The sequence below is a fragment of the Kitasatospora sp. NPDC059747 genome, assembly GCF_042732955.1.
Lineage (GTDB): Bacteria > Actinomycetota > Actinomycetes > Streptomycetales > Streptomycetaceae > Kitasatospora.
In genome coordinates, this window is sequence record NZ_JBHWGV010000108.1 from 1 (window position 1) to 13,368 (window position 13,368).

Sequence of the window (13,368 nt, forward strand, 5' to 3'; positions counted from 1 at the left end):
TTTTTTAAAAGCCACCGCCGCCGCCCCGGCGGGGCTGCGGCCTGACGGCCGGTCCCGGCCGGGCGCCGGCCGACCCAGGCCGAACACCCCTGAGACGAAAGCCTGCAGGGTCAGGCCGGGCTCACTCGCCGCACGCGCACTCGTCCTTGTCCCGGCCCGCCATGCGGTTTAGTACTTCCCCAAGCCGCCGGGCCCCGGACGCGGTCCCCTTCAGGAACACCACGCCGTGACCGTCGTCGGACCACCCGGCCTGCGCCCGCACGAGATCGGGTCCTTGAAGGCCCAAGGCGGTAAGAATGGCGTTCAGATGTTCGGCGGTAGCACGCGCTTCCAGCCAGGGTCCTTCGTAGTCGACACCTTCCAGCTTCGGGCCCCCGCCGAGGAAGATCTCACCGTCTTCATCGGGCCGCCCCTCGCCTTCCCACTCCGGCATGTGCTCTTCCCCTGTGCAGACCGTCACGAGCAAACCGTCAGCCCCCGACCGGAGAGGCCGGGGGCTGACGAGTGTAACGGCTGGCAGGAGCGCTAGCGGGCCTGTTGTCTACGACCGGAGGGTTAACTCTCAGTGCCGAACGTCGCCAGGGTTTCGGTCACGATCGGTGGGACTGCCCAACAGTTCAGAGCCCGGTACCGCAGGACCCCGTCCGACCATGGCCGCGGATCGTTCTTCGCCCGCGGCGAGTACTCCACTGAGCAGTAGGCGCCACCCAAGATGGTCCACCCCTCCCGGAGGCACTGCCGTAGTCCCCGCGTGTTCCCCCGGCGAGTTCCGTCCGCCAGTGCCTTGATGAATGCCCGCGACATCAGGCACGCCGCCCGGCGAGGACCCCGTGGCCGTCGGTCGCGTCATCGAGCCAGTGAAGCGGGTCGGGAAGGTCGAGTTGCGCCGCGAACGCAGCCGCTCGCCGCTGCCGGATCTTCTCCCATTGGCCCGCATGTGCGTCCGCCTGGTGCTTCAACACCGTGGCCTTCTCGGTGGGGGGAGTCTGCTCCCAGGCTTCCAGGTACCGGGGAACGAGCGGAGCCGGCCCCAGGGGCATCGTGCGGGCCAGCAGGTGAGCCGGGATCGGACGGTGCCACCCGCAGATGGCGGGCGCCTCCCGGTACTCCGGGTGGATCGGAATGGCTCGGTGTTCCCCGCGCGCCGGCAAGACCAGACGCAGAATCCACAGGAACACGAGAACGATAAGCTTGGCCATGTCGTCGCTCCTCGAAAGCGTCGGCCATGCCCCGGGACCGTTGGCGCGGTCGCCGGGGTTCTGTGTTTTTGGTTGCGATTCGACGGTAGCCCGACCTGTCTAAGTTGTCTACACGTCTACTTGTCTAAGTTGTCCAAAGATCAGCAAGTGCTTACCCTGCCTGCATGTCCGAGAGTCCCGCGCCGCGCCCGAAGCGGCTTCCGCCGTACCAGGCCGTAGCCGCCGAGCTGATCCGCGAGATCGGCGAAGGCGTCTATGACTCGGACCCCTTCCCGTCGGAAGGCGATCTTGTTGCACGCTTCGGCATGGCGCGGATGACCATTCGCCGGGCCCTCGATGTGCTTCGCGAACAGGGACTCATCACCACCCGATGGGGCAAGGGCTCGATGGTCGTCCCGGCCGACCAGCGGCCGACCTCGGGAATGCGGTAGCCCCCAAGCGAACGGCGGTTTCTAGCGGCCTTCTCCCGTTTCAGACTGGCCTACCGATTGAAGTTGGATTCTTCCAGAGCCAGCCTGAGGCGGTCGTGCCAGGGGCCGAGTTCCCGGATCCCCGTTGTCTGCCACCGCTCGTGGCCCAGCACGGTGTACACGGGGCGCTGCGCGGGCAGCGGGAAGCGGACAGCAGGGATCGGCAGCACCCGTTCCGGAGCCAGGCCGGACAAGCGGAACAGCTCCTTGGCCAGGCCGAACCACGTCGTAGAGCCTCCAGAGGTGCCGTGGTAGATCCCCGGCGGCGCATCACGGCAGCGCCCAAGCGCCACCAACTGCCCGGCCAGATCACGCGCCCACGTTGGCTGCCCGAACTGGTCGTCCACCACGCTCACCGTCTCTCGCTCGGCGGCCAGGCGCAGCATCGTCGCCACGAAGCACGGGCCGCCCGTGCCGTACAGCCAGGCAGTACGCACCACGTACCCGGTGCGGGGCAGCAGGTGTAGCACGGCCATCTCGCCGACCAGCTTGCTACGTCCGTAGGCGTTGAGCGGGCCGGGGGCCGCGTCTTCGCGGTAGGGGGTGCGGGAGGTGCCGGAGAAGACGTAGTCGCTGGAGACGTGAAGCAGGGTGGCTCCGGTGTGGGCGCAGGCCCGCGCGAGGTTCCAGACGCCGTGGCCGTTGACCGCCGTCGCCTCGGCCTCGTTGGCCTCGGCTAAGTCCACTTTCGTGTATCCGGCGCAATTGATCACTGTGTCGTGGCCGTTGACCGCCTTCGCCACCGCGACCGGGTCGGAGATGTCCAGTGCCTGGTGGGTCATTGCGCTGACCTCCTCACCAGCGAGGACCTCTACGACTTCTCGGCCGAGCAGACCCCCCGAACCCGTGATGAGCCACCTCACTCGCCGTCAACTCCCTTGTCCTGGCAGGCGTAGGCTGATCTCATGCGCGGAATCATCCTCACCGGCACCGATGATGACCTGGGGCCCATCACCCAGGTCGTCTGCAAGCTGCTGCTTCCGGTCTTCGATAAGCCGATGGTCTACTACCCGATGGCTGGCCTCATTCAGGCCGGCATCCGGGAGGTTATGGTCATCGCCGCTCGCGAGGATCTGCCGCACCTGCGGCGTTCCCTTGGCGACGGGGACCAGATCGGCATGCGGCTCGAATACGCCGCCCAGCCCGATCCCGGCGACGTCGACCAGGCCCTCGTCACCGCCGCCGACTTCATCGGCACCGAGCCGGTGGCCGTTGTCGCCGGGGACGGCATCTTCCACGGGGACGACCATGTATCCGTCGCCGCCCTCATCTCCGACTTCGCCGCCGATCCCACGGGCGCGCAGATCTTCACGCACCGCGTGGCCGCCCCCGACCATCGCAGCTCCGTGGCCGCTGGGCTGTACCTGTTCGACGGCCAGGCCGCTGCCATCGCCCGCTCCCTGATCCCCTCCCAGCGCCACGCGACGGGCCTCAACCGGGTCAACGCCCACTACATGCGGGCCGGGCAGCTTGCCGAGACTCTTCTGTACCGGGGCACCGCCTGGATGTCGGTCCGCACGGCCGAGGACCTGGACCAGGCGGCCGGGTGGGTGCGGGTCATCGAGGAACGCCAGGGCCTCAAGATCGGCTGCGTCGAGGAATCGGCCTGGCGGGCCGGCCTGATCGACGCCGCCCAGCTTCGCGAGCTGGCCGAGCCACTGCGCAAGAGCGGCTACGGCGACTACCTTCTCGGCCTGCTCGACAATGGCCCCGGTCAACTCCGCCCCCTCGCCTCGTCACGGGAAAGCACACGCTGACGCCGGGCGGATCCGTGGCGCCAACTACCCCCGACGCGGTGGTTGGCGCCCGCCCTCCCGCGTGCCGGTGTGCCTAATGCCGTCAGCGCGAGAGGGAGTCTTATAAGGTGTCAGGCCTTGGGGAGCCGTCCGTCACCGGGGGTCGCCGGTTCGAACGGGAGTCGTTCGGCCCGGGGCGGACGTCCCGGACGGCGCTTCTCGTACGGGTTTTCCATGGCCGGCGGACCGGCGCATCGAATGGTCATGTAGACCGGGCGGGCTCTCTCGAATCGGCGGATGCACACTTCCGTGTAGCGCACTCGTCCGGTCAGGGGGTCTGCGAGTCTCCGGCGGCCGAGGACGACCCAAAGGCGGCCGTGCTTGTCTCGGAAACTCCCCTGAATCGGCGGGAGTTCGAGCCGTTCCGCGCACCTGTCAGGTTGGGGGCACTCGCAGTCGCCGGTGTCGACCACCGTTAGGACTTGGGCTTCCGACTCGTAGGAGGGTCCCGGATCGGGCTTCTGTCGAGTCACCGGGCTACCGCCCGTCGGGGTCGTAGGTCACCATGACGTGAGCCCAGTCTTGGCGGCCGTTCGGCTTGTACGTCCATCGTCCTTGAGCCTCGGCAATCGGCCGTGCGTGCCGGAGCAGGATTTCTCCGAAGTTCCTTACCTGCACCGGTACTTCGATGTCCCACCACCGTCGGCCAGCGTCCGCGATGAGATGTGCGGCCAACCGTTCGAATGAGTCGGCGCTGGTCGACCCACGGACGTCAGACCGGCCCGGAATGCCGTGCAATCCCGGTTGTCCCCGGAAGTAGTAGACGGCACTCCATGCCTCAGCAGGTCTCCCCGGACCCGAGCTGGCGCTCATGCGCCGTGGCGCTGGTCGGCGGGCTGCCCGATGTAGAGAAGCGGCTGCCTCAGCCCGCTGTCCGCGTGGTCGACGGCGATCCGGATGCGCGCCGCCATGTACGGTTGCACGTGGTCGTCCAACTCGTCCGGGTGCACCCACACGAGCGCCCGGATCTCCTCGGACGCGCCAACGGGGATGCTCAGTCCGGCCACCTCCGCGTGCGAGGCGAATCCGCCGTCGCAGATGAAGTTGAACCCTTCCGGGGAGCCGGTGTTGGGGTTGGCCGGAATCTGGTCGACGCCAAGGTGGAAGGCGATGACCCGGCGCAGGCCGGTCTCCTCGGCGAGTTCACGCGCGGCAGCGTCCGCCACCTGCTCGCCCTTGTGTGCGGCGCCGCCGGGGAGCTGCAAGCCCTTCCGATAGTCGGTCTCCTCCAGGAGGACGCGCCTCATTCCGTCCCTGATCAGGACCAGAGCGCCGATCCGACGGGTGGGGTGCTGCTGAACCTCGTTGTGCATCACGGACTTCCCTTGAACAGTAGGCAGGTTGGAGTGCGCGGTCCCGCCCGTCCACGACGGGGGATGCATGTGCAGGCGGGACCGCATCCCGCACCGGGCCGTCCGCCCGGAACAGCCCCAGGCGGAGGTGCGGGGGTTGGATCCCGTCCCGGGCGGCGACTGTCACGGAGGGGGTCGACGAGCGGAACGGGAGTCTGAAGGTGCTACTCGGGGGGCGGTGCCGACGACCGGCGACGTCGGTCAAGCGCGTGCCGACGAGCGATGACCCGGAGTTCGGAATCGGCGAATTCCACAGCCCTGCGCCGACTCGGACTCAGCAGGAGCACAGGTCGGCTCCACTGAAAGACGCCGTGCCAGAGCACGTGGATGCCCATCCTCGGGTCGCGCCAAAGGAGTTGCAGCCAGCGTCCGAGGCGTGCCGGACGACCGTAGGGGTTCACGCGGCAACCGGCGCCGTCTCGCTCCGGCGCTTCCGGCCGCAGACCTGAACGGCGAACTCCTCGGGGTGCGTGCGGAGGTAGTCCGGTGGCAGCAGGTATCCGAAGCGTCGGCAATCACACGACCACGTGGGGGTGCCGTCCGGTCCCGGGGGGTCGGGCCGGATCACCTCGCCGCAGTCGCATCGGTCCGGCGGCTGGTCACTCATTCGACGCGCCTTTCTACGTGGGAGTTGACCTTGTTGGAGCAGGGACTCGGCGACGACCACGGCCGAGTTGAAGACCGCGCCGAACGTCAGCACGACTACGAGCGCTCGAACCGCGTACGACTGTCCGCGTATCGCTGAGTCCGCCATCAGTCCGGCGACCAGTCCGGCTACTACGGTCATGCTGACTAGCGCCGCGCAGACCTGGGGCGGTCTCACGAGTCCGTCTGGCGGGGCGCTCCGGCCGGATCGGCGTACTCCAGATCCGGGGGTACGGGTCGGACGTCGATCGGATCTGCCGTCCACTCGCATCCGCCGGCCGCCGGACGGAGGTAGCGCTGACCGCCAACGGTGTCCATGTAGACACCGGTCCGCCGGCTGCGCCGATCAAAGACGAGTTGCCCACCATGGGGCGTGAAGATGTCCATGCCGCCGCCTTTCGGTCACTGCTGCGCGGTAACCAGACAACTGCATGGGGTAGGGGGTCGTGTATACCTGGCATGAGGACAAACGAGCTGTCCCGATTGGAGGTTGGCGTTGGCCGGTCGACGTGCGAAGCCCCGCAAGGTCACCCTCAGCCCGGCTGTATGGGCTTGGCTGCTGAGCGACACTCGTGAGCGTGCAGGAATCTCGTGTGCGGAGCTAGGCCGGAGGGTCAGGTACAGCTCCAGCTACGTCACGAAGGTTGAAGGCCTAGAGCGCGGACCTGTAAGGGGGTTCGCTGAGGCCTGTGATGCCGCCCTGGGCGCCGCCGGACAGCTGACCGCCGCATGGGACCGAGTGGACTGGAAACGAGAGATCCAGCACCCTGACTGGTTTGATCTCTACGCCGGTCTCGAAGCCAAGTCGGTGGGGGTGCGGGGCTACGACATCGGGCGAATTTGGGGACTTCTGCAAACAGCGTCGTACGCTCGCGCCCTCGTGCGCTACTTCAAAGGTCCGGACGCCGACCCCGTCAGCGTTGAGAAAACCGTGCGTGCTCGATTGGCACGGCAAGAACGCTTCCTTGACCCGGACGGGCCGCCTCTCGTGTCAGTGCTCAACGAAGGTGTCATCCGGCAAGTCGTCGGGGGCCCGGAGGTAATGCACGAACAACTGCAACACCTGCTGGACCTCCCGCAGCAGTATCCGAACATCAACATCCATGTCGCCCCGTTCTCGTTGGGCGAGCGCACCGGGGCTACAGGAACCATCACGCTCATAGAGCTGACGGATGGCGAGCGATGGGCCTACGCGGAGAGCCTGGGAAGCGGCCACATGATCAACAATGCCGCCGCCGTGGCTGAACGCTTCCGGGCCTATGATCGGCTTCGTGCAGAGTCTCTGTCTGCCTCCGACTCCGCCCGCTTGATCCACTCCGTCATGAGAGGGCTTAGGAACATGACCAGCAGTCCCGTGCCGACGTTCTACGCTACCCGCCACGCCAACTGGAAGAAGAGCACTTACAGCGAGGGGGACGGCGGCAACTGCATTGAGGCTGCCCTGAATCTCGCCACGGTTGATGGCGTTGTGCCCGTGCGGGACTCGAAGGACCGGAGCGGCCCCGAGCTGGAGATCAGCGCCGCCGGGTGGTCTGCCTTCGTCTCCGCTGTCCGTGCCGGAGAGTTCGGAGCTGTTTGAGCTGAGCAGACGCAGCCCCCTGTCAGAGGCAGGGGGCTGCGTTGTGTCTACTGCGCAGATCGGCTGCCGCGCGACGGTGGAGGCCGGGTGCGGGAAGCTTTACGCACCTCCCACTGGCGGAACCCGAGTCGGGCAAGCCCGGGGGGCCACTCGGCCAAATTGCGGTCAGGCCCAACAGCCCTGACCGAGTCGCGCCAGCTTACGGCCCCCCGGACATGCCCGACCCCACCACCGGCAGGACACCGCCCAAAGCTTCCCGCCCCCTCGTGAGGCAGCCGCTCGCCCGATCGTCCGCCGGCCACCGACAGGTAGCCTGATGAACGGCCGCCGGCCCGCCCGCAGACGGCAGAAATAGGTTGTGAAAAAGGCTTGACCCAGGCCATCACGATGCCGCTCTTCTTCGGCTCCAATGCCCTCTACCCCGTCGACCTGATGCCCGGCTGGCTGCAAGCGGTCAGCAAGGCCAACCCCCTCAGCTACCAGGACGACGCCCTGCGCGGCCTCCTGATCGGCACCCCGTCCCACCTGCCGCTCGACTTCGACGCCAAGCCGCTCATGCTCGAAACCCTGACCATGACCGCGGGCTTGGAACCCGCGCGGATTGGCGGAAGCGGGATGCCGGCGGGGTCCAGGCAGGGGCCTGCGCCATGTGCGATGGTGACACTTCGTCTTCGCGTGCCTGCGCTCGCGTCCTGGCGGCGCCCTGCCCATGTGCGGGCGAGGGTCTGGCGGTCGTGCTTTCTGCGGTGCTCCGGGTACGGCTACTGTGCCGGTCATGTCCGATGATCTGCGGGACATCCGCCCGTGTGCTGAATCCGCCGTGGCCGCCCAGCGGTTGGCCGATCCGGGATTCCTGGTGAACGCGGACCCGGGGGCGGTGACGGCATTGCTGGATGCGGCGTCGGGTCCGGCGGCGCGATTGGCCGCGTCGGTGTACCGGGCCTCGGCAGAGCTGCATCGTGACGTGACCGCAGGGGTACGCCGGCAGCTGCTGGCGCTGGACGCGGCCCGTTACGGGGACCGGGAGCTGTCGGCGCGGATCACCGCAGTACCGGTGGAGGGCGAACCCGCCGCACCGTGGGGCGTCGAGTGGGCCACCGGCTCCCAGCTCGACCGGTCCCTGCGTCGTATTCCGACTCCCCACAGCACCGATGCGTTGCTGGCGGTGGCGACGGCCGTGGTCGACGGCCGCCCCGTCGCGGTCACCGGCAGTTCCGTGGCGGTCACCGGAGGTTCCGAGCGGACCGTGCGGGTCTGGGACCTGACCACCGGTCAGCAGATCGGCGAACCCCTCACCGGTCACTCCGGCGAGGTGTGCGCGGTGGCGACAGCGGTGGTCGACGGCCGCCCTGTGGCGCTCTCCGGCAGTGGTGACCGGACCGTGCGGGTCTGGGACCTGACTGCGCGTGAGCAGATCGGCGAGCCGCTCACCGGCCACACAGCTGCGGTGGCGGCTGTGGCGACGGCGGTGCTGGACGGCCGCCCCGTCGCGGTCACCGGCAGTGGTGACCGGACCGTGCGAGTCTGGGACCTGACCACGCGCGAGCAGATCGGCGAGCCGCTCACCGGCCACACCAATGGTGTGTGCGCGGTGGCGACGACGATGCTCGACGGGCGTCCCGTCGGCGTCACTGGTGGCCACGACCAGACCGTGCGGGTCTGGGACCTGACCACGCGTGAGCAGATCGGCGAGCCGCTCACCGGCCACGAGGAGGCGGTGCGAGCGCTGGCTACGGGGGTGGTCGACGGCCGCCCCGTGGCAGTCACCGCCAGCGAGGACGAGACCGTGCGGGTGTGGGATCTGACGACCGGCCGGCAGATCGGCCGACCTCTCACCGGTCACGACGGCTGGGTGTTGTCGGTGGTCACGACAACGATCGAAGGCCGCCCCTGCATCGTCAGCGGAGGCGAGGACTGGACGCTCCAGGTGTGGGACCTGGCCACGGGCGAGCAGGTCGGCGAGCCGGTGAACGGCCATAGCGACAAGGTCCGGGCGATGGCGACGGCGGTGCTGGACGGCCGTCCCCACATGATCGCCGGCAGCCAGGACGGGATGGTGCGGGTGTGGGACCTGACCGCGGCCGGCCAGGTGGGAGAGCCCCTGACGGGGCACACCGGCGAGGTGAACGCGGTGGCGACGGCGGTGCTCGACGGCCGCCCTCTGGCGGTCACGGGCGGCGCCGACGGCACGGTGCGGGTCTGGGACCTGACCGCCGGTCGGCAGATCGGCCGGCACCTCACCGGCCAGGACGACTGGGTGTCGGCGGTGGCGACGGCGGTGGTCGACGGCCGCCCCGTGGTGGTGACCGGCGGCGACGACGGCACGGTGTGGGTCTGGGACCTGACCACGCGCGAGCAGATCGGCCAACCCCTCACCGGCCACACCGACGAGGTGAACGCGGTGGCGACGGCCGTGTTCGATGGCTGCCCCGTAGCGGTCACCGGCGGCGACGACGGCACCGTGCGGGTCTGGGACCTGACCGCCGGCGACCAGGTCGGGCCGGAGCTGGTGTTCCCGCTGCCGGTCTGCGCGGTGGCCGTGGTGCCGGACGGTCGGTTGGTGGTGGGCTTCGGCTGGGAGGTCGCGGTGTTGGCCCGCCGTTGACCGGGCCCTGCATAAACGTCTCGCAGTATGGGGAAGCCCCAACGCCTGTCTGCGCGGGTTGTTAATCGAGTGCGAGAGTTCCGGTCCGGGTGATACAAGGTTTGCGTGACAGAGCAATTTTCCTTCCCCACCCTGCTGCAGATGGTCGACGAGCGGTCCGCCGCGTTCCGCGCCGCCGTCGCCGCGGCCCCCAGCTTCGACGCCGACGTCCCGTCCTGCCCGGGCTGGACGCTGTACGACCTGGCGAACCACCTCAGTGAGGGGGACCGCTTCTGGGCCTACATCGTGCTGAACACCGCGCCGGGCGACGAGCGGCCGAGCAAGGACGGGCTGGCGGCGCCCAGGGAGCGCGAGGCCCTCATAACCTGGCTGGCCGACTCGACGGAACAGCTGCTTGCCGCTCTGCGCGAGGCCGGCCCGGACCGGACCTGCTGGGCCTGGTGGGAGCCGCTGGCCTCGCCGCACACGGGGGCCGCCGTGGCCCGCCGCCGCGTCCACGAGTCGCTGATCCACACCTACGACGCCCAGCTGGCCTCCGGTACGCCGCAGGAGCTGCCGGCGACCGAGGCGGTCGACGCCATCGAGGAGTTCCTCGCCACGGTCTGCACCGTCACGGTCCCGTGGCCGCACGAGCCCGCCACCATGGACTACCACGCAGCCGGGGCCGGCTCCTGGCGCCAGACGGTGGACGCCGCCGGGTCCCGCTTCACCCGCCTCACCGCGGCGGAGGCCGCCGAGAGCAAGCCCACCGCCGCCATCCACGGCACGGCGAGCGAGATGGCCCTGCTCATGTACATGCGCATCCCGAACGACTCGCTGCGGATGGAGGGCGACGCCGACCTGCTCCAGCAGCTGCAGAACGGGGGCTGAGACGGACTGGCAAATGGATCACTTGAGACGTCGGGTGGTGCGGCGGCAGACGGGACTTGGCGCTGTCGTAGCCGCGGTCGAGGTTGACGGTCTCCGGCATCGCGCCGACCTGTGCCTGTGCCGCGTCCGAAGTGGGGCCGAGCAGGGGTGAATCGTGCCGGTCGGGTCCGTTGGAGACGATCCGATCGACGACCGCGAGCGGTGAGAGCAGACGCCCCCCAGCCCATGACGTGCCAGGCGGGGGGCCGGGGGGGGCCTGGGGCCGCGAGGCCGCGGCCCCCCCGGGCGGGGGGGCCGCCCCCCCCCCCCCCCCCGGGCGGGCGGGGGCGTGGGGGCGTGCGGCGTGCTGGTCAGCCGGTGGTGTTGCGGCGTCGGCGGAGCCAGACCAGGGCCGTCCCGGCTGCCGTGAGGGCGGCGGCGGTTCCGGCGACGCCGGTGATCCGGAGGCCGGTGGAGGCGAGGCTGCCGCCACCACTGCCACTGCCGCTGTTGCCGGCCGGCGGCGGGGTGGTTCCGCCGTCACCGCCGTCACCGCCGTCACCGCCGTCGCCGGTTCCACCGGTTCCGCCCGTGCTGCCGCTCGGGGTCGGTGCCGGGGGCCCGGTGGGCGTCGGTGTCGGGCTGGTGGTCGGCTCGCCCGTCGGGGTCTGCGTCGGTGCCGGAGTCCCCGTCGGCGTCCCGGTCCCGGTCCCGGTCGGGGTCGGCGTCGGCGTCGGGGTAGGTGTGGGCGTCGGAGTGGGCGTGGGCGTCGGGTCGCCGCTGGTGCCGGCCTGACCGCTGTTGTCGCCGCCCATGACGGTGATCCCGTCGTCCTTGTACGACAGCGCCTCGCTCTTCGCGTGCTGCGTGACATCGTCCAGGTTCGGTTTCGCGGCCTGGAAGGCGGCCTGGTCGATCTTCTGCTGCGGCTGCTGCTGGAAGTCGACCCCGCCGACGACGTAGGTGTAGACCGTTCCCCCGAGCGGGAGCTGGTACGTGAAGTCGCCCTCGGTGAACGACTTGCGCATCTCGCGCCACACGGTCATCTTGTCCCAGCCGGCGTTCGTGCCGCGCAGCGGCCACTTCGACACGTCGTTGCTGTCGATGACCTTGGTGAACGCCCCGCCGAAGGCCGTCGGGTCCTTCGCGACCGTCTGGCGGACGTACTCGGCGCCGATGCGGGCCTTGTAGACGCGGCGCAGGTCCGCGTACTTGGGGTCCTCGTTCACCTCCTTCTCCACGATCGGCAGGATCGTGGAGCGGTAGACGTCCATGTTGTGGTCGATCTGCTCCTTGGTCAGGTTGCAGCCCGTGCCGGGGCCCGAGCTGGTGTAGTCCTGGGCCACCGTCTTGACCTCGAGCGGGCTGTCGAGGATGTAGACGCCGTCGTCCTGGACGCGCACCTTGGCCTGCTTGGGCACGATCCAGTTGCGGGTGGAGTTCATGCACGGCAGTCCGTCGATCCGGGAGATGCCGTACCAGAACTTGTTCCCGGCGTCCGTCTTCGGGTCCTCGGCGCGGCCGAAGTCGCGCTTCATCGCGAGGTCGGCCTCCAGCAGCACCCGTCCGGCGTCCGTCCCGTCGAACGGCGACTGCATGATCGTGTTCGGGTCGTCGGGGTTGAGGTTGACCCAGAAGTGGTCCGGGGTGAGCGCGAGCCAGGTGAAGAAGGCGTCCGAGACGAGCTGCGCCTTCTCCTGTCCGCCGTAGCCGGGGTGCTCCTCCTCGTCGGTGTTGCTCGCGCTGAAGGCGTACTTGAGGTCCCCGGCCTTGGTCTGGCCGATGTAGGAGAGGTCGAGGGTGGAGAAGTCGATGCCGCCGGGTCGGCGGATGTCCTGCTCGGGCTCCTCGATCAGGCCGTTCGTCCGCTGGGCCTCCTGCTCCGCCTCCTCCGGTGTCGGGGCCGAGCCCTCCACCATGTCGGTGCCCGCGCCGACGGACGGCTTGGCCGGGTCCACGGTCATCGTGCCGGGGGCCTGGCGCATGTACGGGGTCTGCCTGAACTGCGGCTCCGGGGTGGCCGAGTGCCGGTAATAGTCCACTCCGGCGCTCTTGTACTTGGCGATCGTCCTGGCGTTCGGCTGCTGGCCGTTGATGTAGACGACCTTCCAGCCGCGCTTGACCAGGGCCTCGTCCACCGGCAGCTGGGCCTTGTCGTAGCCGATGCCGGACTTGATCTCGTAGATCGTCCTGGTCCGCATGTTGACGGCGTCGAAGAGCCGGTTGCCCTTGGGGAACCGGTCGCCGAGCTCGTCCTTCAGCTCCTGGTAGAGCTTCTCGTCGAGGTCCTTGAGGCTGCCCTGGCAGATCCAGTCGACCCCGCCGAGGTTGAAGTAGCGCACGACCTCGCGTTCGTAGGCGTCGCCGCGCTTGTTGTTGCCCACGTTCCGGGTGTAGACGCTGTTCAGCCAGCTGTTGAAGCTGCCCTTGTACGGCTTGTTGCCGGCCTGCTTCTGCATCCAGGTCGCGACCGCGTTCTCGATGCTGCCCCATTCGTACTTCTTCGGGTCCGACCCCTGGGGCAGCGGGACCTGGGACGGATCGGTCAGGCCGTCGAAACCCTTGGGCGGCAGGTCGTACGGGTAGAGCCGCTGCTCGGCGTCCGGGGTCGCCCACTGGCCGGAGCCGGTGGGCCGGTAGCCGGGGAGCGTGGACTGGTCCGGCGGCGTCGGCGTGGTGCCGTACTTGTCCTGGCAGCGCGTGATGGTCGGCGCCGCCTCGGCGTGCTCCTGCAGGCCGGGCAGGCCGGCGAACACGAGCGCGGTGATCCCGAGGACGACGGCCGTGGCCTGCGCCGCCAGCAGTCCCCTGGTGCGTAACGGTTGTCGCACGGTGTGGCGATCCCCCTGCGGGGGCCGAGGGTCGGACAGGCG

General features: G+C 69.2%; 11 protein-coding genes and 3 pseudogenes. 7 read left to right on the forward strand and 7 right to left on the reverse strand.

What is annotated here, in order from left to right; all coding sequences use genetic code 11:
- Nucleotides 1-121 precede the first annotated feature (121 nt).
- Together ACFV4G_RS33935 and ACFV4G_RS33940 are read right to left on the reverse strand one after the other, a co-directional pair.
- On the reverse strand, nt 122-433 hold the full coding sequence (locus tag ACFV4G_RS33935) for a hypothetical protein (RefSeq protein WP_380446031.1): 312 nt from the start codon (nt 431-433) through the stop codon (nt 122-124).
- A gap of 370 nt (nt 434-803) precedes the next feature.
- Nucleotides 804-1,199, reverse strand: a complete 396-nt coding sequence (locus ACFV4G_RS33940) for a hypothetical protein (RefSeq protein WP_380446032.1) — start codon at nt 1,197-1,199, stop codon at nt 804-806.
- 164 nt (nt 1,200-1,363) lie between these two features.
- Here ACFV4G_RS33940 and ACFV4G_RS33945 point away from each other — a divergent pair, with 164 nt between their 5' ends.
- A complete protein-coding gene (locus ACFV4G_RS33945; protein ID WP_380446033.1) occupies nt 1,364-1,630 on the forward strand; it encodes a GntR family transcriptional regulator in 267 nt (88 codons plus the stop codon).
- Between the two features lie 50 nt (nt 1,631-1,680).
- On the opposite strand, the gene rfbD is transcribed toward ACFV4G_RS33945, so the two are convergent.
- Complete coding sequence (gene rfbD / locus ACFV4G_RS33950; protein WP_380446034.1) at nt 1,681-2,532, reverse strand: dTDP-4-dehydrorhamnose reductase; 852 nt, start codon at nt 2,530-2,532, stop codon at nt 1,681-1,683.
- Nucleotides 2,533-2,574: 42 nt separating this feature from the next.
- Between rfbD and ACFV4G_RS33955 the strand changes: the two genes are divergently transcribed.
- Nucleotides 2,575-3,426 (forward strand): sugar nucleotidyltransferase, encoded by an 852-nt coding sequence (locus ACFV4G_RS33955; RefSeq protein ID WP_380446035.1) that lies wholly within the window; start codon nt 2,575-2,577, stop codon nt 3,424-3,426.
- Nucleotides 3,427-4,274: 848 nt separating this feature from the next.
- On the opposite strand, the gene ACFV4G_RS33960 is transcribed toward ACFV4G_RS33955, so the two are convergent.
- Both ACFV4G_RS33960 and ACFV4G_RS33965 read right to left on the reverse strand, forming a co-directional pair.
- Complete coding sequence (locus tag ACFV4G_RS33960; RefSeq protein WP_380446036.1) at nt 4,275-4,778, reverse strand: NUDIX domain-containing protein; 504 nt, start codon at nt 4,776-4,778, stop codon at nt 4,275-4,277.
- An 858-nt stretch (nt 4,779-5,636) separates the two neighbouring features.
- Entirely contained in the window at nt 5,637-5,849 is a 213-nt protein-coding gene (locus ACFV4G_RS33965; RefSeq protein ID WP_380446037.1) for a hypothetical protein, read from the reverse strand.
- Between the two features lie 109 nt (nt 5,850-5,958).
- On the opposite strand from ACFV4G_RS33965, the pseudogene ACFV4G_RS33970 reads away from it, so the two are divergent.
- From ACFV4G_RS33970 to ACFV4G_RS33990, 5 genes and pseudogenes are all read left to right on the forward strand, one after another.
- A pseudogene (locus tag ACFV4G_RS33970) lies at nt 5,959-6,183 on the forward strand (helix-turn-helix domain-containing protein); the annotation flags it as partial.
- A gap of 18 nt (nt 6,184-6,201) precedes the next feature.
- The gene (locus ACFV4G_RS33975; protein ID WP_380446058.1) at nt 6,202-7,041 is read left to right on the forward strand and encodes a DUF397 domain-containing protein; all 840 of its coding nucleotides are present in this window, start codon (nt 6,202-6,204) and stop codon (nt 7,039-7,041) included.
- Between the two features lie 366 nt (nt 7,042-7,407).
- Nucleotides 7,408-7,581: pseudogene (locus ACFV4G_RS33980) on the forward strand (ABC transporter permease); the annotation flags it as partial.
- 424 nt (nt 7,582-8,005) lie between these two features.
- Nucleotides 8,006-9,646, forward strand: coding sequence for a WD40 repeat domain-containing protein (locus ACFV4G_RS33985; RefSeq protein WP_380446038.1), 1,641 nt, complete (start codon nt 8,006-8,008; stop codon nt 9,644-9,646).
- A gap of 105 nt (nt 9,647-9,751) precedes the next feature.
- A complete protein-coding gene (locus ACFV4G_RS33990) occupies nt 9,752-10,516 on the forward strand; it encodes a maleylpyruvate isomerase family mycothiol-dependent enzyme (RefSeq protein WP_380446039.1) in 765 nt (254 codons plus the stop codon).
- Nucleotides 10,517-10,565: 49 nt separating this feature from the next.
- On the opposite strand, the pseudogene ACFV4G_RS33995 reads toward ACFV4G_RS33990, so the two are convergent.
- Both ACFV4G_RS33995 and ACFV4G_RS34000 read right to left on the reverse strand, forming a co-directional pair.
- A pseudogene (locus tag ACFV4G_RS33995) lies at nt 10,566-10,697 on the reverse strand (IS5/IS1182 family transposase); the annotation flags it as partial.
- Nucleotides 10,698-10,866: 169 nt separating this feature from the next.
- Complete coding sequence (locus tag ACFV4G_RS34000; RefSeq protein WP_380446040.1) at nt 10,867-13,326, reverse strand: hypothetical protein; 2,460 nt, start codon at nt 13,324-13,326, stop codon at nt 10,867-10,869.
- Between the last annotated feature and the right edge of the window lie 42 nt (nt 13,327-13,368).